15 protein-coding genes are annotated in these 20,703 nt (G+C 43.1%); 9 read left to right on the forward strand and 6 right to left on the reverse strand.

The annotated features are described in order from the left end of the window. Nucleotides 1-56: 56 nt before the first annotated feature. The 3 genes from FLM53_RS19870 to FLM53_RS19880 all read left to right on the forward strand — a co-directional run bounded on the left by FLM53_RS19870 (nt 57) and on the right by FLM53_RS19880 (nt 4,256). Nucleotides 57-1,346, forward strand: a complete 1,290-nt coding sequence (locus FLM53_RS19870; RefSeq protein WP_176679716.1) for a DEAD/DEAH box helicase — start codon at nt 57-59, stop codon at nt 1,344-1,346. A gap of 198 nt (nt 1,347-1,544) precedes the next feature. Next, the gene (locus FLM53_RS19875; RefSeq protein WP_176680074.1) at nt 1,545-3,263 is read left to right on the forward strand and encodes an autotransporter assembly complex family protein; all 1,719 of its coding nucleotides are present in this window, start codon (nt 1,545-1,547) and stop codon (nt 3,261-3,263) included. 111 nt (nt 3,264-3,374) lie between these two features. Continuing rightward, nucleotides 3,375-4,256: an aspartate/glutamate racemase family protein gene (locus FLM53_RS19880; RefSeq protein ID WP_176679715.1), complete on the forward strand. Its 882-nt coding sequence runs from the start codon at nt 3,375-3,377 to the stop codon at nt 4,254-4,256. 101 nt (nt 4,257-4,357) lie between these two features. On the opposite strand, the gene FLM53_RS19885 is transcribed toward FLM53_RS19880, so the two are convergent. The 6 genes from FLM53_RS19885 to FLM53_RS19910 form a co-directional block, all read right to left on the reverse strand. Next, complete coding sequence (locus tag FLM53_RS19885) at nt 4,358-5,815, reverse strand: phospholipase D family protein (protein WP_176679714.1); 1,458 nt, start codon at nt 5,813-5,815, stop codon at nt 4,358-4,360. A 65-nt stretch (nt 5,816-5,880) separates the two neighbouring features. After that, nucleotides 5,881-8,169 carry a carboxylesterase family protein gene (locus FLM53_RS19890; RefSeq protein ID WP_176679713.1) on the reverse strand — a complete coding sequence of 763 codons (2,289 nt, stop codon included), beginning with the start codon at nt 8,167-8,169 and terminating at the stop codon, nt 5,881-5,883. A gap of 129 nt (nt 8,170-8,298) precedes the next feature. Continuing rightward, a complete protein-coding gene (locus tag FLM53_RS19895; protein WP_176679712.1) occupies nt 8,299-9,957 on the reverse strand; it encodes a hypothetical protein in 1,659 nt (552 codons plus the stop codon). Between the two features lie 327 nt (nt 9,958-10,284). Then, complete coding sequence (locus FLM53_RS19900; protein ID WP_176679711.1) at nt 10,285-11,640, reverse strand: FUSC family protein; 1,356 nt, start codon at nt 11,638-11,640, stop codon at nt 10,285-10,287. A gap of 9 nt (nt 11,641-11,649) precedes the next feature. Then, nucleotides 11,650-12,516: an HlyD family secretion protein gene (locus FLM53_RS19905; RefSeq protein WP_176679710.1), complete on the reverse strand. Its 867-nt coding sequence runs from the start codon at nt 12,514-12,516 to the stop codon at nt 11,650-11,652. Between the two features lie 10 nt (nt 12,517-12,526). Continuing rightward, nucleotides 12,527-12,739 (reverse strand): DUF1656 domain-containing protein, encoded by a 213-nt coding sequence (locus tag FLM53_RS19910; protein WP_010429574.1) that lies wholly within the window; start codon nt 12,737-12,739, stop codon nt 12,527-12,529. A 471-nt stretch (nt 12,740-13,210) separates the two neighbouring features. Here FLM53_RS19910 and aspT point away from each other — a divergent pair, with 471 nt between their 5' ends. From aspT to FLM53_RS19940, 6 genes are all read left to right on the forward strand, one after another. Continuing rightward, nucleotides 13,211-14,926: an aspartate-alanine antiporter gene (gene aspT / locus FLM53_RS19915; RefSeq protein ID WP_176679709.1), complete on the forward strand. Its 1,716-nt coding sequence runs from the start codon at nt 13,211-13,213 to the stop codon at nt 14,924-14,926. Between the two features lie 150 nt (nt 14,927-15,076). After that, a complete protein-coding gene (locus FLM53_RS19920) occupies nt 15,077-16,675 on the forward strand; it encodes a bifunctional aspartate transaminase/aspartate 4-decarboxylase (protein WP_176679708.1) in 1,599 nt (532 codons plus the stop codon). Nucleotides 16,676-16,876: 201 nt separating this feature from the next. After that, on the forward strand, nt 16,877-17,734 hold the full coding sequence (pdxY, locus tag FLM53_RS19925; protein WP_176679707.1) for a pyridoxal kinase PdxY: 858 nt from the start codon (nt 16,877-16,879) through the stop codon (nt 17,732-17,734). A gap of 224 nt (nt 17,735-17,958) precedes the next feature. Then, nucleotides 17,959-19,131 carry a patatin-like phospholipase family protein gene (locus FLM53_RS19930; protein WP_176680073.1) on the forward strand — a complete coding sequence of 391 codons (1,173 nt, stop codon included), beginning with the start codon at nt 17,959-17,961 and terminating at the stop codon, nt 19,129-19,131. Between the two features lie 88 nt (nt 19,132-19,219). Then, entirely contained in the window at nt 19,220-19,573 is a 354-nt protein-coding gene (locus tag FLM53_RS19935; protein ID WP_370779746.1) for a hypothetical protein, read from the forward strand. 158 nt (nt 19,574-19,731) lie between these two features. After that, a complete protein-coding gene (locus FLM53_RS19940) occupies nt 19,732-20,646 on the forward strand; it encodes a LysR family transcriptional regulator (protein ID WP_176679705.1) in 915 nt (304 codons plus the stop codon). Nucleotides 20,647-20,703 lie beyond the last annotated feature (57 nt).

A 20,703-nucleotide genomic window follows, 5' to 3' on the forward strand; every position in this document is an offset into this window, starting at 1 on the left:
AGCTGAAATACGTTAATATAGCGCGCTATTATTTTAGCTTTGAGTTCCTGCAATTAATGACTAACACCACGACACCAACCAACTTCTCTGATCTTGGCTTAATTTCTCCTTTGATGGCTCGTCTTACCGAGCTTGAATACCAACAGCCAACGCCTATCCAAGCGCAAGTTATTCCAAGTGTGTTAGCAGGACGCGATCTAATTGCAGGCGCAAATACGGGTTCAGGTAAAACCGCTGCATTTGCACTTCCTCTGTTACAACAGATCCATGAAGATGCACCTTTAGACCGTCGTTCGGGTAAAGGTAACTTCGTTTCTGGCCTTATCTTAGTGCCTACTCGTGAACTGGCTAAGCAAGTTGCTGACAGCGTTAAATCTTACGCAGTGCATTTTAACGGTGCGATTAAGACTGTTTGCGTATTTGGTGGTGTGTCTGTGAACACCCAGATGCAAGCATTACGTGGCGGCACAGATATCTTGGTGGCGACACCGGGTCGTTTACTTGACCTTATTTCAAGCAACGCTATCAAGCTTGATAAAGTAAAAACGCTCGTGCTTGATGAAGCTGACCGCATGTTGAGCCTTGGCTTTACAGAAGAACTAGACGCTATCTTGAAGCTGCTGCCAAGCAAGAAGCAAACTCTGTTGTTCTCTGCAACGTTCCCAGAGCAAGTTCAAACGCTTACTCATGAGCTACTGACTGACCCAATTGAAGTTCAACTTCAAAGTGCAAATGCGAGCACACTGGTTCAGCGTGTATTCGAAGTCGAAAAAGGCCGTAAGACAGCATTGCTAGCGCACCTAATTCAGCAACACGAATGGCGCCAAGCTCTGATCTTCGTGAATGCAAAGAACAGCTGTGAACACCTAGCAGACAAGCTATACAAACGCGGCATCATTGCAGAAGTATTTCACGGCGATAAAGGTCAGGGCTCGCGTACTCGTATCCTTGAAGATTTCAAATCTGGCGAGATCGATGTTCTGATCGCGACAGACATCGCTGCTCGTGGTCTGGATATCGAAAAGCTTCCAGTTGTTATCAACTTTGACTTACCGCGTAGCCCATCAGACTACATGCACCGTATTGGCCGAAGTGGTCGTGCAGGTGAGGTTGGCCTAGCGTTATCGTTAATCGATCACGAAGATTACCATCACTTCAAAATCATCGAGAAGAAGAACAAGATTCGTCTTGAGCGTGAGCAAATCGAAGGCTTTGAAGTGGATGCAGAAGCGGTTGCTGAACTGATTGCAGCGCTTAAACCTGTTGCGCCACCTGCTGGCACCGGTAAGAAGAAAAAGAAGAAGAAAGCAGCACAAAACCAAGATGTTTGGCTGAAAAACAACTGATAGTGATTCAGTAAACCATCGATATTTTTAAGGCGCTTAATTGCGCCTTTTTTGTATCTGCAATACGAAGACTGTAAGTAGCTAGAGTAAAGTTGTGCTGGTATTCAAAATCGGCCAAGCTTGTTCGTAGGGTTGCGTCCTTCATAAGAGATTCCGTGATTTCACGCTTTGCTCATAACCTATTCGGGTTCTAAGCAACTGGGTAATAGCGTGAAGACCTCGATTAAACAAGTAATATTGGCTGCTTCACTCTTCATGGTTACTCACCCCGCAGCGATAGGCGCAGACTTCAAAGTTAAAGGGCTGAACAAAACTCTCACTGAAAATGTAGAGTTATACTTAGAACCTTTGGTTGATGTCCCAGCTTCACAGTTATCGCATACTAAGCTATTGAAACGAGTTCAAGACGCGCTCAACCCTTATGGCTACTATCATCCTCAGATAGATATTGAACTTGATGACAGTGATAACCTCACCTTGAACGTCGATTCTGGCCCTGTCATGTACATTGCAGAATCGATCGTAAAAGTCACAGGTGAAGCGACTGAAGATGAAGAGTTCAGTAAAATACTAACGGAAAGTCAGTTAGATTCAGGCTCACCATTATCCCATCAAGAATACGACCAAACTAAACGGGCGATTTTCTCTTTGGCAAAGCGTAAAGGCTATTTCGACGGAAGGTTTGTCGAGTCTAAGATTGAAGTGATTCCTAGCGAAAACATCGCCGATATTCACCTGCATTTTTCAAGTGGCCCACGCTACAAGTTTGGCGCTATCAGCATTCCTGATGATGGTGTTGAACCTGCGCGTATAGAGAAAATTCCTACATTCAAACAAGGGGACGATTTTGACACGATAAAGTTGGGCGAGCTGCAGTCTGACTTGTTTGAAACTCAGTGGTTTCGCAGTGTCGTGGTACATGGTGACTTTAATCATCTTGATGACAATCTAGAAGTGCCAATTGAGATTATTGCTGAACCAAGCTCTCGTAACATTGTGCAGGTGGGTGGCGGTTATTCTACCGATCTCGGTTTAAGAGCGTCTTTGAACTGGTCAAAGCCTTGGTATAACCGAAGAGGACACAGCTTTGAAACACAGACGTATCTGTCTGAACAAGAGCAATCACTGCAGCTAGGGTATAAAATCCCCACGGAGAAAGTGACGACCGATTATTTTGGTATTCAGTTTGAATCGAAACGAATTGATCATCGAGACACCAATAGCTTTTCAAACGATCTTAAGTTTGAACGTTATTGGCAATTAGACAGCGATTGGCAAAGCACCATCTATGTCAAATACTTGCATGAACAGTACCGTCAGGCCTCTGAGGAAGACCAATCGCAATTACTGTTACCTGGCATCAGTTTTTCGCAGGTTGATCGTAAGAATGATCAATTGGAGCTCAATCACCGACACATCTATTCTGTTGAGTATTCTGACCCTAGTCTGTTCTCTGATTCAAGACTGTTGCGGTTGGAAGGAAACAGCGTGCTTTCGTGGGATATTAGCGAAAGTCAGAAGCTCCATTTCCGTTCAAACGTTGGCATTAACATAGCTAAATCGTTAACGGATGTGCCATCGTCACTGCGTTATTTTGCTGGTGGCGATGGGAACTTACGAGGCTATGGTTATGAATCGATTTCTCCAAAAGATGAAAACGGTGAATTAACAGGTGCACGCTACATGCTAACGGCAGGACTTGAGTACCAGCATCAGGTTTACCGCTCAATTTGGATGGGTGCGTTTCTCGATGTTGGTGATGCGTTTGATGATGAAGCGGATTGGAAGCGCGGCACAGGCCTTAGCCTGATTTGGAACTCACAATTGGTGCCTGTAAAACTCGATTTTGCTTACGGGTTAGATGCGCCTCAAGGTGATGAATTTCGTATTCACTTTTCTTTGGGGACTCAATTCTAATATTTGTGCGTTGTTTAAGCTCTCGCGAGGATATGATCCATCCAATGGGATTTAAGCAAATCGACAGAGCGTAATAACCTTTGTGCTCTAACAAACACAAAGGTAAACACAATGAAAAAGGTACGATTTGGTGTATTTGGTAACATGGGCCCTGAAGCGGATGCTCTGTTCCAAGATATCGTCGCTAAGAAAGAGATTGAACACGGCGCGCTTAAAGACCAAGACCACATGGCCATGATTGTGGTTAAAAATTCAGATATCCCAGACCGCTCTGAAGCCATTAACGAAGGTGGTATCGACCCTGTCCCTGAGCTGATTGAATCAGCGTGCATTTTAGAACACGCCAATGTTCAATTTGGTGTAATGACCTGCAACACCGCTCATTATTTCAGACCTGAAGTTCAAAAACATACCAATGTTTATATCGTCGATATGCTTCAAACTACGGTTGATCAAATCAAAGAGCAGAACCCTGAATCCATTGTCGGTATTTTGTGTACCAACGGTACATACAACTCGGGAATCTATGATCGTTATCTAACTGACGCCAATCTCGTATTCGTTAAGCCAGACGCTTTTGAGCAAGAACATAACGTTCATAGCGCTATCTATGGCGAAGTGACGGGCGAGATGACCGCATGCGGACAAGCAATCCGAGAAACCAACGGCATTAAAGCGGGCGAGTTTGAGCGTAATGCGGCACTTTTAGCTGTTGCGGTTCAAAGCATCGTAGAGAAGGGCGTTGATACGGTTATATTGGGATGCACGGAACTTCCTTTGGTTAGAAAGCAACTTGAAACGGCATTTCCAACAGTCACTTTTATTGATCCTATGGAAGCGGTAGCTGAGCGTGTCGTTGATATTTACCGTCTCGCTGAGCAATATGTGGAGCGTGGACATGTGGATTACAACATTAATGATGTTAATTCGATCTTCACAACGCTTGATATGGTGAACTACGTAGCCCAAAGAGCGATGACCTACCGTCTATAAGCTCAGATACGTGTATTTGAAACATGAGAAAGCCGCGAATTACGCGGCTTTTTTACATTTGGACTGGAGAAAATTAAAAATTAAGATTCGAAGCTGAACACTTAAAGCTCGAACTCGCCATTCATTTTTCGAAATAACCAATCTGGTACCTTGTTCCATGAACTGTAGTTCGGGTTCTTAGTATAGGTTTGGTCTCCTGAAGCCCAACTCGTCTCACCTGATTGTTCTCGCGATACAGCCCAGAACAAATCCTCTTTCTGACGTGTTAAGTAGTGTGTCACTTGCTTCGCAAACTCTTCACTCTCAATCAACACACCAAACTCAACGTTGAGAAAGTCTGATCTTGGGTCGAAGTTAGAAGAGCCAATATAGGTGACACGGTCGTCTAAAATTACTGTCTTGTTGTGGTAGTAGGTATCAACATGAAAGTAGTGGTCATCATTGATCGCTTGGCTTTTGTACTCGTAGATACTTATGCCTTTGTCGAGTAAATTCTCACGGTGTTTTTCGTAATACGCAGGAACAAAGCCCGAATCATTAGAAGCCGATGAATTCGTCAGTAAGGTGACTTCGGCTTGATTATCTGTAAGCGCATCTATAAAGACAAACTGGTTATCGCTTGGCACCATATAAGGCGTAGAAATCATAGCCTTAGAAGGTGTCGGCACTTTTTGCTTCATTAAGTGCTCTGTACGTTGACGAAAGTAGGGCTTGTTGTCATTGAGCTTCTCTAATGAATCAAATAAAGGCGTTACCGATGCTTTAATAAATCTTGGTTCGCTCAGGCGGTTTATCTGTTGCTCAACATCGAAAGTAATCGGTTTTTTATTCTTCTCACCTTTATTTATTGCCTTGGTAAACGCTTTGTATTGGCCTTGTTCTTTGACTTTGATTCGCTCTCGAATTGGTACGACATATTCGCTGTCCCAAAGCGCTTGGTAATTCTTGTCGAAAGACGCGATTACATCACCTCGAAACAAAACGTCCATATCAAAGAAATTGGCATTCTCGCTATAGCCAAAGTAATCATTGCCAATGTTTCTTCCACCTAAAATCATCGAGTGATGATCAACATTGAAGTACTTCTCGTGAAGTCGATTATCCAGTTGTTTTTGATGAGTTGAGAAGTTTAACGCGCGACCAATCCAGCCAGCTTTACGCGACTCAAAAGGGTTGAACAGTCGAATCTCAATATTGGGGTGTGAGTCCAATTCCGCTAACCATTTATCATTAAAAACCAGTAGGTCATCTAATGTCAGTCGTACGTGAACCTCACGATCCGCCGCTTGCTTTAGCTCGTTTAGAAGCATTAACCCAAGCGTGTCTCGCTCCCAAGAGAAGTAGGTCATATCAATTGAGTGTTGTGCTTGGCGAACGAGGTCGACACGACGAGCGAAGGCCTCTGGTGCAGAAGGAATCAGGTACACCTCAGCTTGGTGTTCGGTACTTTGCCAGTTTGCTTCAAAGTCAGGTTCAACATCGGGGTATGGTTGGGCGCAGCCAGTTATCAAGATCGACAAAAGCAACACCATCAACGCATTAATACGTGTGAAGTTCATAATGGGGTTCCGCGTGGAGTATAGAAATGACAGTGGCCATTAATTGGCCACTGTTGAGGGGGGCGCTACTGTTTTTCAGGAATCGAGTAATCGGGCATGTACTTCAATGTAAGACCCAAATCATTCAAGCCTTGAAGTCTGCCATTACGCATATCGGTGTCTTCACCAGCATTTTTAACTGAATCCCAGTCGACCTCTTGGCGTAGCGAACCATCACTTTTAATAGAAAGTACGTTGTCCAATTGTGTGCTGTACGTATAGTCGCTAAATAGACGGGTACTGAACCATAAACGCGACATGTCATTCATAAGTGCGCGATCTTTCGATGTTGGGCGAACTGATGTGCCGTCTAACTTTAATGGTTTGTTAAAAACAAACGGCAGTTCCGATGCATTACAAGCAGCTGAGATACATGCGATAGTTTTTAAAGCATCGCCAATATCTAGGTCACCATTCTCACCACTAGTGTTGTATGTCCAAACGTTAAAGCTAGGCTTATACGCAAAGTGGTACATAGACACTGGGGCGTTCATATCTTCAGAAGAAAGAATCGCTTGGTTTCGTGCAGGGGCTTGGTACAGAATGTCATTCATTAATGTCTTAAATTGGGACATGTTCTTCATTGCACCACCAAGTTCATTTTCAGACCATGGCGCGTAATCGGATAAACCTAATACACCATTGTTGAAGTCTGCATTGCCTAGACCGAAAAACAACTTAGTTACCGCTTCGTACGCCGTTGATGGCAACAAGTCGAGTAGGTCGCCCAGTTCAATTTGAGTTTGAACTTCATCTAACGAAAGCGTTGAAACTACATCGATTACTCGTTGCTGGTTGTCATCAACTTGAAGCCATACCGCTAATTCTAAATCTTTATTGCCTTCGCTAAATGATTCAAAAGTACCGTTGTCGATGTCCCCTTGTACTAACTCCAAAATCGTTGGAATCAAGAACGTGAGGGTTGGTAACATACTCATGGTGTTCGATTCTTTTTCATTGTTACCAATGACAGTTGGTACTGAAAAGTTATCTAATGCAGGTTGTGAGATCAGATGGTAGCCAGGAACCTCGCCAATAAGTTTTGATTTATACTCAACATAGGGTGCAAATGGTAACAACTTTGTCATTGGCGTATTATTGTCATGGCTTAGTAGTGGAATGTCGTTTTGTAACGTCAATACACTTTCGATAACCCAATCTAATGTCTTGTTGATCGGATCGAGTAATACTTTATCTTGAGCTTCTAAAATTAACTTGAGAGGAAGTTTCTTTTGTTGTTCTATATAGTTGTCTGCACAAACGGTAGTTTCCACCTGATCAGGCATCTCATCGACAATAGGCGCTAATATATCGTTGATGTCATCAGGAAGGATTAGCATCAATATATTTAAGGCTGATTTTATTGTATTATCACCGGTCTCAATTTGAGAGACTCCTGTCGCTTCACAAATAGAACTGCTATTTGCTTCTGCTGAATCATAGCTTTGGTATTCAAACCCATAGGTATTGCTTTGCATGATTGAGCGATTGAAATAACCATTTTCACCGGCTATTGGCTCCTTACTAGAGGTTTGTTGAAGTATGCCAACCGACATCGCACCTGAACCTTGGCCCATCAAAGTGACGTTTCCGGCATTACCACCAAACTTAGCGATATTCTCGTTAACCCACTGCATCGCACGCTTTTGGTCACCAATACCAAAGTTACCGCCTTCTTTTGAGTCTCCACCGTCAACCCATTGTTTGCCTAATAAGCCTAAACGATAGTTAAATGTCACGTAAATAAACGGGTTACCTTCGTCTGCACCTTGAGCTACGACTGTATCACCGTGAATGAGCGGATCTGCACCAGAACCGTATTCGAAGTCGCCGCCGTGAATGAATACATAAACCGGCCACTCGTCTTGCTCTGTGGTCCCTTCAGGTCGCCAGATATTCAGGTTCAAGCAATCTTCACTTTGTTCTAATTCAAGCCCTGAACCAAAGTTTGTCGATTTATTTTGCGGACATGCATACCCAAATTGAGTTGCGTCAATAACTTTAAACTCATCTGTATTATCTGATAAAGGCAGCATATTGCTGTGCTCAAAGCGCTGAGCCTCGGCATATTGAATTCCTTTGAAAGACTCAATAGAAGCCAGTTTGTCGTCTTCGGTATTCGAAGTAACCACCAATTCTTCTTTGGTTGCTTTAATCGTTACGTCACCGATTTGAGCATCAAACGGTTTAGCAGGTGCCGGGATTAACGGTTCTGGCTCGTTTGGTAATGGAACAGTAGGGGCAGTATCAGTATCGCAACCTGCTAAGGCAGCAGTAATAGTAAGAGCGATCATTGAACGGTATGCAATAGTCATAAAAAGAGTTTCCACAATAGTATTCGGCGTAGTCTGTTTCACCGCCATCTGCGTAGATAACAGAACCACAAAATTTCTTATTAAGAACAACCTGGTTTAAGGGCTAGGCTGGTAATCAAAGTTCGGTGACTAGAATCGGTAACCCAGATTCAGCGTTACAGCCGAACGAGTTTCGCCTTTGTTGTACAACATGGTCATGTTGTAGTTTTTGCCGATTTGCTTGTTAACCCCTGTTAGGAATGCCCACTGATCGATGTCGACACCAACGTCATAATCAAATTCGATGTCATCGGTTTTTACCGTTCCTTGCATACGTGAATTTAAACCTTGGTATTCAGCGCCAACGAAAAACTGAGCTCGATAATCGACTAATTGGTAACCCAACATGGGTTGAACCGTGACAATGCCATCGCCCCAATCGTCTAGCCCTTTAAGGCGAGTTTGTGAGTAAGTGCCAGTAACAGAAGCAAAGAACTCTTTGTAACCAACAGACAATGTTGTACCTACTCCACGTAAGTCATATTCGAGATGTAACGGAACATTTAAGCGTCCACGGTTACACAGAGCCGAAACTTCTCTACAAAGCAGATCACCTGCGCCATCAAATTGATCATTGAGCTTGTCTTTTAAGTATTCACCTGCTGCGCCGGTATAAGAGGCGTCCACGTTCGCATCAACGTTTACCTTTCCTACGTATCCGAATACATTCCAGAATGGCAGGATATTTACGTCACCGCGTATCGAAACACTTTCCGCTTTGACCGTCGCAACACTATCTTCCGGGTCAAATAAATCATTCAAGCGCACACCACCAATCACGTAATCTGTCATCGGAATATCCATGTCTTGATTTCGATAAGCCACTGATACGCCAAATGGAAGGGGTAAATCGATACCTTGGCGTCGTACCATATCGCCCATTAACGGGAAGATACGGTCTAGCTTCACGCTCGCTTCTAGCATTCTTGGGTCTGATACTTCTTGAAGTCTCGCTTCGTTGACCACTTGTACGCCGTTATCCTCTTCATAAAACGCGACTGGCTCGACGATGCTTGTCATCTTCATTGGCTTGTTCTTGGTTGTACCAACCACTTCAGTTGTTTTTCTCGCGATGACTAACTTGTCCGTCGGTAAAGAGTGAAACTCAATCTCTTGCTGATAGCTTTCTACCTTGTAGGTATGGTGCTTGAATGGCTTTTCATTGCTGATAAGCATTCGTTTTGGTTCACCGTCGATTAACTCAATGTCGACATTCAAAAAACGGAAATATGCGATGTCTTGAGGGAGACCATATTTTGAATAATCGAAGCTGATGATCACTTTGTTATCGTCGATTTCTTTTACGCGAACCGAAGATGAATCAAAGCTTTCTGCATAGTCACGTAAGCGATATTCTGTACGCGTGAAAGCTTCGATTTCATCGAGTAGGTTTTCGTTATCGTCCAGTTCTTCTGGGTTATATTTGATACGAAGATCGATGTTACCTTTAGTGTCGGTGTTCTTAACGAGATAGACGCTTGAGTCACGGACTTCATCACCAATTTGCAGAGTACGGTGTGCGTGTTCAACTAGGTGTTCGCCCTGTACGAGTGAACTGATTGCTAGCTTTGGTAAATCATGACTGATGCCATATTTGTCAAACAGTGCTCGACCTTTTTCCATGACTTCGTTGTAAGTCTTGGTTTCTGCTGCAGACGCAAAGGTGGGGGTGGTAAGTAATAGGGCGCTCGCTAACACAGAAAGAGTATGGGTCTTACAGGCGCTGGTGCGTATTTCAAAAAAACTCATGACGGTTTCCACGCTGAGTGGCCTCAAACCTTCGAGACTCAAACAGTCGATGTAATACTGAACGTCGTGTTCAGTTGTTATGTATTTATCCGTTAGGATTGCTAGTGTGAATGTCGCGACTAAAAATGCATTGCGTCAATCAATGAGAGGATTTTAAGAGGAGGTGGCAGATCGCGTTAATCGCGTTTGATGGACGCTATCCTCACTTAGCAATAATTAGCGTTAATCAACTGATTTATATTGATTTTCAATAGATACAAAAACGGCCTGCGAAGTAAAAATACTTGGCAGGCCGTTTTGTTATGAGGGGATTTAGTGTATCCAGTTCTAAGCGGTTACTTTTACTCTGAATAGATCAGTAAACAGCTTCGCGATCATTAAAATGATCAAAATATTCACCAACATCAACAGTGGCGTTTCTATTCTATAAACAGGAGTGAGGTTAAGCGCACCAGATGTAAGAACAACCAACAAATTGATACCCAAAATTCGATGTACCATGAGCTTAGGTGTCGCGAACACTTTCCATATCACCATAATGTTAAGGAAGTAGAACAGCCCCAGCTCCCATAGTTCTGTCATTAATGGCATCACAAAGATGTATTGCAACAGAATCACCGACCCTGTACCCAACACACCATAAAAAGCATCCTTAATAACGCTTGGTGGCATGGTCGGCACCATAGAAGAGAATACACCGGCTAACATAGGAAATATGAAACCACCTGGAACTGGAAGATAAATCCAAATGAACAGCGATGTGATAAACATCGACACGCCTTGCAGCACTTTTCGCCCATCTTCATTCAAATGTTCAACAAACGTCCGATGAGCATGATGCCAAGACACGTCTTTATGAGCGCCCATGACATTGAGTTCACCCTCAACAAGAGATTGATCTGGTGTTAATACATCGAACGTCTTCAAGTTGTGAGTAAGAACTGCCCACTGGATATCTAAGTCTGATTCGCTGTTAATTTGTTTGAGTAATGTATCTTGGATATGTGCCATTTCATCGATACGCAAGCGCCATGTTTGGATGTTCTCTTTAAGGTGGTAACTTCCGGTCAGTGGCAGATCTAAAAGTTGATACAGCTTATCAATATTCGCGGTGTTGCTTTCAAGTGCGGCAATGTCGATGTTGTCTGTTTTTTCCATCGCATCTAACAACGTTTGTTTACTGGTTTCGAAACGTTGTACAAAGTTGAGTTCAGTATTCACAGGCCACACGATGCGATACACAATAGAGAACACAACAACACCTAATAGTGTTTCTTGAAGTCTAAGTACAGCAAAGTGAAAGGTGGTTTGGCTATCAAACCCGCCCATGCAAGCAACAATCGAACACACGGCAAATCCTATTGAAAAGATATAGCCGTATTTCTCGTCGCTCGACATGAAGATACATACCCCAAGGAACAGGGTGAAAAATGTTAGAAACAAGAAGCGATCTTGAGAAAACATGGCGATAAGGAAAAAGGCATAACCGGTCCCTAACAAGGTTCCCATTAACCGGTTATGGCCTTTATTTATTGAATGGGCGAAACTCTCGTTCAATGCCATCACTGCAACGGCTATCGCCGCCCAATACGGTTTTTCCCAGCCAAACCACAACGCTAGGCAGATTGCGATAACGATAGAGAGTGCGGCTTTAATCGCTTCTTTAGTCGATGCAGTGAACATAAGAATCACCTAGCTATTTTTGATTATTTTAATCGAGGCAGTCATGCCAACACGCAGTTGTACGTCTTCAGGTATTTTGTCTAACTTCACTTTGATAGGGATGCGTTGAGCGAGACGTATCCATTGGAAGTTTGGATTCACGTTTGGCAATAAATCATTACCTGTGCTGCCGTCTTGCTTCGCGATACCAAAACCAATACTTTTGATATGGCCTTCTAGCGGAACATTGTTGTGCATCATTAAGGTCACATAAGCAGTGTCCTGAGCATCAACACCGACTAAATCAGTCTCTTTGAAATAGCCTTCAATCCAGAAGCTATCTTCATCAATTAGCGCAACCACAGGTGAATTCGCGACAACTTGAGAGCCCACACGTAGGTTCAGATTGGTGATATAGCCGTTAGTAGGCGCATATACCTTGGTGTACTCAAGGTTGAGATGTGCTTCTTCTACGTTCGCTTTTGCCAGTTCGACATTCGCGGTACTGGTTTCTACTGCGTTGTTCAAGTTGTTTAGAGTAAGCACGGGCACGGCACCGGGCGTTCTTTTCTCTAAATTCAACGCGCGTTGCTCTTCGTTTTTGGCTTTGGCGAGTAGGGCAAACGCTTGTTTTTGAGTCGCAAGTGCTTTTCTGTAGGTCGCCTTGTAAATACTCGGATCGATTTCAAAAAGAAGATCGCCCTTTTTTACCTTCGAATTGTCTTCGACATGCACTTCAATGACTTGACCCGTGACTCGAGGTGTAATCGAGACAATATAAGCGCTGACTTGTCCGTCTCTGGTCCATGGGTTACTTGAGTACGACTGGTAATAGCTATAAACCACAGTTCCCGCAGCAGCCAATAATAAAAGTGTGATGAGATAACGTTTGATCACAGTAAGTGCCTCAAAAAATGGTAATGAAATGGCCGATAGCGCCAGTAAAAATCACGATCAAGCTCAGTTCTGCTATTGCAGGAAATGCGACGTACTTATGAAGGCCAAACCTTGTCGCGATTGACCCTGTTAGCATTGTCAGTATGTAAGCCAGTGCGATAACCAATAACAGCGGTGGGAAGTAGACTTCACCCCACACAAGCTCATGTGGCATTGTGTTCATGGTTCTGTTCTCTATTTGTTTGATGAATGCAACGATAACGGAGTTCGATTTATTGTGATAATCGCTTATAGAGGGTTGGATCCATCAAAATCCAACTTTATTCGGAGGTTATGCCTACTGCATCTTTGTTTAGTGCCGTAAGTCAGTAAAACAAGGGTAGGTAGGTTGCCGTTCTGGATGTGAAAACACTTAATTGAAATTGATTTCGAAAATTATCTACTTTTGCTGGTTTAGGATAAATCTATTTAAAACAGTGATTTAAGATATAAATTACACTTCAAACACTCTCCAAACAGTTAAAGTGATGATTTGATCCATCAAATGGGATTACATATTAAAACCTTTTGTTCTTAATATTCGGTTCGAAGCAACGAGATGCTTTATTTATTTTGAATAATCCAACAAATATCATTATTAAGTTATTCGTTAGATTATTTACTCCTTATATTTAGTAACAAGAGTAAATTTGTCATGGACATTATTTCTAATCTGTTTGACATGGCACCATTTGTCGCACTATTTATTACACTCTCATTGGGTTATATGGTTGGTAAAATTACTATCGGCCGATTTGTTTTAGGCGGAGTAGCCGGAACATTATTAATGGGCGTAATTATTGGGCAATTTGGTGTTCAGATTGATCCCGGCGTAAAAAGTATTTTCTTTGCGCTCTTTATTTATGCTGTGGGTTATCAAGGCGGTGCACAATTCTTTAAAGCACTTAACTTCAGAACCATTAACATTCTGCTCTCCGCGGTTGTGATGACGGTTTCAGGCTTATTGTGTGTACTTGCCGCTGCGTGGTTATTTGACCTAGATAGAGGTACAGCTGCAGGTCTAGCGGCTGGTGGCTTAACTCAATCTGCGATTATTGGTACTGCAGGTGATGCGATTGCACGTTTAGGCGGCGTATCTGAAGAAGCCAAACACCTGATGCAAACAAACGTAGCGGTTGGTTACGCGGTAACATACATCTTTGGTTCATTAGGTCCAATCTTGATGGTGACTTGGGTATTCCCAACGTTGATGAAGTGGGACATTCGCTCAGAAGCAATTGCGTTAGAAGAGAAAAACTCTAACGGTAAACGTGATTTAGCAGACGGCGAATTTAACGCGGTCACGGCTTTAGTTACGCGTGCTTTCAAAGTGACTAACGACGACCAACTTGTTGGTAAAACATTAGCGCAATTGAACCAATCATCACTAGCTGCGTGTATTGAACTTATTGAACGCGATGGAAAAGAGCTGAGTGCAGACAAGTTCACAGCGCTTAAAGTGGGCGACCTTGTTGTGGTTACTGGCCGTAGAAACGCGGTTCATGAGCTTCAGAGCAAGGCACAAAGCAATGAAGTCGCATTACCGGAAAGCTATGAAGTTATTGAAGAAAATCGTCAACTTATCGCTGATAACCGCAAGCTAATTGGTCGTTCGCTAAGAGAAATCAAAGACAGCTCAAACGAACGCTCATTCCGCGGCGTGTATGTGACAGATTACATCCGAGAAGGTGCTTCAGTCGCTATTACTGATGACCTAATTGTTGAGAAAAACGACGTTATTCAATTAACGGGTACCGCACAAGACATCAACCGAGTTGAAAAACACATCGGTAAGCGTATGGGTTCTGCGACTATGACTGATTTCATCGTACTGGGTTTCGGTATGGTATTGGGTCTTCTTATTGGCCTAATCAGCTTCAAGATTGCAGGTATTCCAGTAACGATTGGATCTGGTGCAGGTTGTTTGATCTCTGGCTTGCTTGTTGGCTGGTTACGTAGCCGAAACCCACATGTGGCTCAATTCCCAGCGGGTGCAGCAAACTTCATTCGTGACTTTGGTTTAGCAGCGTTTGTTGGCATCGTTGGCCTAGAAGCTGGCCCTCAAGCAGTTGATACCATAAAAGAACATGGTATGTCGCTTCTGTTCTTGGGTATGGCGGTTACCATCATCCCACAGATTATTTCATTCTTTTTCTCGTACTTTGTATTGAAGATCAAGAACCCAGTAGAAGCGTTAGGTTGTGTGACTGGTGGTCGAAGTGCAAACCCAGCATTCGCAGCATTGATGGAAAAAACAGGCAATGCAACGCCAGTATTCTCTTTCACTGTGACTTACGCAGTAGCCAACGTATTACTGACGCTATGGGGACCAATTATCGTCGGGATTATTACCGTTAATGCGGGTATGTAATTAAAACCGCAAACTCATTATAGATTTAAAACAATCATCAACTTATTAACAGACCTACCCAATAAAAAAGAGTGGGCCTGAATAATCACACTTAAGTAAAACACTTTATTGAATTGCAAGTGTTTAAGATTAAATTATCAGGTAAATATTATGACTACACAAAATACTACGATCGATTTTTCAAAATTCGCTGATTTAAGCCCGTTTGAATTAAAAGATAAATTAATTGAAGTAGCACAAACAGTACCAGACCGTGCTTTATTAGACGCAGGACGTGGTAACCCAAACTTCCTAGCAACACTACCACGTAAAGCATTTATTCGTTTAGGTGAATTCGCAGTAATGGAAGCGGAGCGTACATACTCATATCTAGACGGTAGCTTTGGTGGTATTCCAGATGGTGTGGGTATTGTTGAGCGTTTTGATTCTTACGCAAACAGCAATCAACAGAACCTAGGCGTTCAGTTCATTGAAAAAGCTCTGAGCTACGCAAAAGACCGCTTAGGTATCGAGAAGCAAGTGTTCTTAAATGAGCTTGTGAATGCGTACTTAGCATGTAACTACCCAGTACCACCACGTATGCTGACGAATATCGAAAGCGTTGTAAAACAATACATTGCAGAAGAGATGTACGGCCCAATGCCAATGACGACAGATTTCGATCTGTTTGCAACGGAAGGTGGTACGGCATCAATGACGTACACGTTCCAAACCATGTTTCACAACGGTCTACTAAAGAAAGGCGATAAGGTTGCGCTAATCACACCAATCTTCACACCTTACTTAGAAATCCCTGAGCTTTCAGAATACGAACTTGAGATTGTAGAACTTCGTTTGGATGAGACAACATGGCAGTTACCTATGTCTGAAATCGAAAAACTTGAAGACAAAGACATTAAACTGCTGTGTGTGGTAAACCCAGCAAACCCAGCATCAGTGAAGTTCTCTGATGAGACTCTGAATAACCTATCAGATTTCGTCAACACACAGCGTAATGATCTGTTCATTATCACAGATGATGTATACGGCACATTCGCAGACGATTTCGTTTCTCTGTTTGCCAAACTTCCATACAACACGCTTTGTGTTTACTCATTCTCTAAGTACTTCGGTGCGACAGGCTGGCGCCTTGGCTCAATTGCGATTCAGCACAACAACGTGTTCGATGATGCAATGCGCAGCCTACCAGAATCTCGTCAACTGGAACTGGATGACCGATACAAAACGCTAGACCCAGAACCACGCGGTATTAAATTCATCGACCGTATTGTTGCAGACAGCCGCAGTGTTGCACTAAACCACACGGCAGGTCTTTCACTACCACAACAAGTTCAGATGGCACTGTTCTCATTGAACTGCCTAATGGATTCAGAGCAAAACTACAAAGAAGCGTGCAAACGCATTATTCGCGAACGTTACAAAACGTTGTACAAAAACATGGGTGTCGAAATTGAAGAAAACAAAGATCGTGTGGACTACTACACATTGCTTGAGCTCGACACTTTGGGCGGCAAATTGTACGGACCAGCTTTCGTTGAATGGTTCAAAACGAACGAGAAGGGCAAAGACTTTTTGTTCCGACTTGCACACGAAACTGGCGTTATCTTGCTTCCAGGCAAAGGCTTCGATGTAGTGCACGCTTCTGTACGTGTATCGCTAGCTAACCTGACTCACCATGAGTACGAACTGATTGGCCGCGCAACTCGCAAGGTGTTGGACGAGCACTTCGCTGAGTTCCAAGGCGCATAAGTTCTAGTCAGGCTTAGAATCGAATTCATGATTTTAAGCTCACGATGTTCAAATCACTAAGAATAAGCCTCGGCGATGTCGAGGCTATTCCGACCAAATAAGCACAGTGTTCAAGTAGCTATCTATTGGATGCAATCGTTGTGTTTATTTAGTCGCCAATTCCAAGCGAAATTCATTCAGACAAAATCAGAAGAGCGGCGTATGAAAAGTATTATTTCTATTCAATCTCACGTGGTTTATGGGCACGCAGGCAACAGCTCTGTGGTTTTTCCACTCCAAAGAATGGGACTCGATGTGTGGCCAATCCATACTGTTCAGTTCTCGAATCACACGCAATATGAGCAAGGTTGGACAGGCCAAACATTTAGTTCAGATGACATTCGAAGCTTAATTCGAGGCTTAGACAACATCTGTGCATTGAAAGACTGTGGCGCGATCCTTTCGGGTTACCAAGGGAGTGCAGACCAATGCAAAGCGGTTGCCGAAGCGGTTCATCTCATCAAAGAAAAGAACCACTATGCACTCTACATTTGTGACCCTGTACTGGGTGACCCAGATAAAGGTTGTATTGTCGATGATGGCGTGAAAGCGGCTATTGCCCAACATTTGCTGCCTATAGCTGATGTCATCGTGCCTAACCAATTTGAGTTGAGCGAATTGACCGGTACCAAAATCCACTCGCTTTACGATGCGGTTACAGCCTGTAAGAAAGCACTGGAACTTGGGCCAAAGATGGTGCTCGTGAAACATCTGCACTCATTACCCGATGATGCGTTCAGCATGATCCTCGCAACGAAAAAAGCATGCTATTTAGCCCAGCGCCCGAATATCGAATTTGATAAACAGCCAGTTGGTGTTGGCGACCTTATCTCCGGTCTATTCGCAGGGGGGTTAATGAAGAGAATGTCACCGGTGGCTGCATTCCGTCATGCAAACAACGCGGTTTATGGTGTGTTGGAGCTGACTAAGCGCTATGGCACTTGGGAACTACAAACAATCAATGCTCAGTATGAATTTGTAGAACCTACCCACGATTTCAACGTGGTCAAAATAGGCTAGAGCGATTAACTCCAACAGTGGTTAAGGTCATCTAAGGATGAGCGACTATTCGATGGATAGCGTCCTACAAACGAGATTACGAGTTAAGCTGGATACTAGCTATATTACGATCACAAAGAGATGGACTTCACTTTATCCCTATTTATTAACCTCTCTGTTTTTAGTTTTCTTATTTATAAACAGAGTCTCTGAATCACTTTAGAGAGCACTAAATGAGCCTAAATATGAACCGTCTAATCTCTTCGGGTCTTACCGTTGCTTTGTCATTCTTGGTAGTAGCTTGTAGTTCACCTCACACGCTAGACGTACGCGTAAACAAAGACAATTACAAAGAAGTCACTGTAGAAGATGCATCATCAGTCGCTGAGCCATTGCGTATTTGGGCTAGTGAGTCGCCAGACTTCTTATACTTACCAGCCGATCAAACCACGCCGATTACCGTGTCAGGCGACCAATTGAATATCTTGGCCTTGTCGGGAGGTGGCGCCAACGGAGCCTTTGGTGCCGGTATCTTGATAGGCCTCGAAGAATCAGGCCAGCTGAAAGATTACTCGATAATCACTGGTATCAGCGCGGGCGCTTTAATGGCACCGTTTGTGTTCATCGGAGGAGATGCGTTTTCTAAGATGAAGGACGTGATGTTGAACATAAACGATAAATCCGTACTCGGTAAAAAGAATTTTTTGAACACCGTCTTTAAAGACGCGTTTACCGATGGCGAAAACTTGTATCAGTTTATTGCTGAAGCTTTCCCAGAACCGATGATCGAGCAAATCGCAGCACAACATCGTCGCGGTAAGCGTCTGTTTATAGGTAGCACTCATTTTGATTCTGGTGAACTTGTCATTTGGAATGTAGGTGCAATTGCAAATAGCGACATGCCAGATAAGTCTGAACTCATATATAAGGTGTTGGCCGCAAGTGCGTCTATTCCTGGTGTGTTCCCACCGCAGTTCATCGATGTAGAGCATGAAGGTGAAATCTTTGAAGAACTGCACGTCGATGGCGGTTTAGCGACTCAAGTGTTCTTCAATCCCTCTAACTTCGACTATCAACAGATCTCAGATGCACTTGGGTTAGATACATCACCACAGCTCGATGTTATTCGAAATGGGGCGCTGAAAGCCCCGTATCACTCGTTGAGAGATAAGGGACTCGATTTGGTAGCAAAGAGCGTCTCAAGCCTGACGCTTGCACAAACGCGTGGTGACTTATATCGAATGAAATACATCAGTGAAATCAACCACATTGATATGCAATTTACTTACATCGAGTACGACTTTGGTTACGCCAAACGAACCAAAGACATGTTTGATGAACATTACTTATTAACCATATATGAATATGGTTATCACAAAGCAACTCAGGGGAAACCTTGGGTAACCGAATTACCTTGATTAGGGATATTAAAAAATGAAAAGAACAGCATTAACGCTACTTATCTTAGCAACGTCTAGCGCTGCAATGGCACAAAACGCAACCTCAATGGACCAGCAAAAAGTCGATAACGACATGCTACAACTGGCCGACGTTCAGCAAGAAGCGGCGTTGATCATGGTCGAAGAGAATTCAGACTACGTGGCGATTGATTATATTGGAAAGTGGGTTGAGGTGAACAATTACGTCACACATAACGAAGCCAAGCAACGTCAACTTCAAAAGAGCACCAAGAAATACATTTACTCGCAAACGGGTGAAACTCTAGAGTCGATTGAGCAACGTATTGCTGAACACATTCAAGCGGATCAGCCTAGATACTTCAGTGTCGATGTTTACCGTAATTACCACGGTGACTCAGGCGATTTCAATTACCTAGCTCGTGTTATCGAATACATTTAAGTTATTCGTTACGCATTAATGATAGAACCTACTGACTTAAGTAGGTTTTTTTGTTTCAAAAAGACGAATTCATTTCACTATTATTATTCTAACAAAGTAGATATTTCGTCAACCTGTGATAATTTAAATACATAACGACTAAAAGTAAGCACAACAAAATGAATTTCAGCATTGAACAACTTCTCGCGTTCGTTACCGTTTATGACCAGCTCTCTTTCAGTAAAGCTGCTGTTAAGCTCAACAAGCACAGAACGACAATCGGGCAGGTAATTACAAACCTCGAAGACCAGCTCGCGGTAAACCTTTTTGAAAGAGTCGGTCGCTCGGTAGAACCCACAGAAGACGGGCATCTTCTTTATCACTATGCCAAGCAAACCATTGAGCAAGCACGTACATTTGACAAAGTTGCGTTGAGCCTCTCTTATGGGGGATTAGAAAACATCACAATCGCTTATTCGAGCGTGATTCCTCAGCGTGTTTTGGTTGATATTCGAAAGCAGCTCAAACGTGATTTCCCAATGATGCGAGTTAACTTTCTGGTTCGTAATAAGAAAGCGATCAAGCAAGGAATACAGGACGGTGAGTATCACTTTGGTTTGGTGAATGTTCACGATAGCCGTGCGATGCACAGTTTAGACGCCACTTTTTTAGGTCATATTGAATTCTATCCGTTCGTACAAAAGGGCGGTGAATTTACCAATTTAGACAAAGAAGACGTACTGGTTGCTTTAAGAAACTCGAAACAGTTTGTACTGAGATCTCTGATTGAAGAAGGGATGTCGGAAAAAATCGTTGTAAGTTCAGACCACGAAGAGATCGATCAACTTGCGTTGGTGATCAAAATGGTGGAAGAAGGCTTGGGTTGGGCACTTTTACCTAAATCATTTTTCTCTGACCCAGAGTTTTCTCAACACGAAATTGAACCTATTCAAACAGCAGAGTTATTTGAAGGGTTCAAATTTGGTTTTGCACTGTGGTGTCCTCATTCGAAACAGGTCAGTGATATCAAGGGCTCTTTGACTTCAGTGATTTCAGAATACCGAGAGCGATTAATCAGTAACTACCGACCATAACTTATGTTTATTTGAATGGTTTATTTCAATGGTTAATATGTAGTAATTCTTAACCGT

It is taken from the genome of Vibrio sp. Scap24 (genome assembly GCF_013394185.1).
GTDB classification, from domain to species: Bacteria; Pseudomonadota; Gammaproteobacteria; order Enterobacterales; family Vibrionaceae; genus Vibrio; species Vibrio pomeroyi.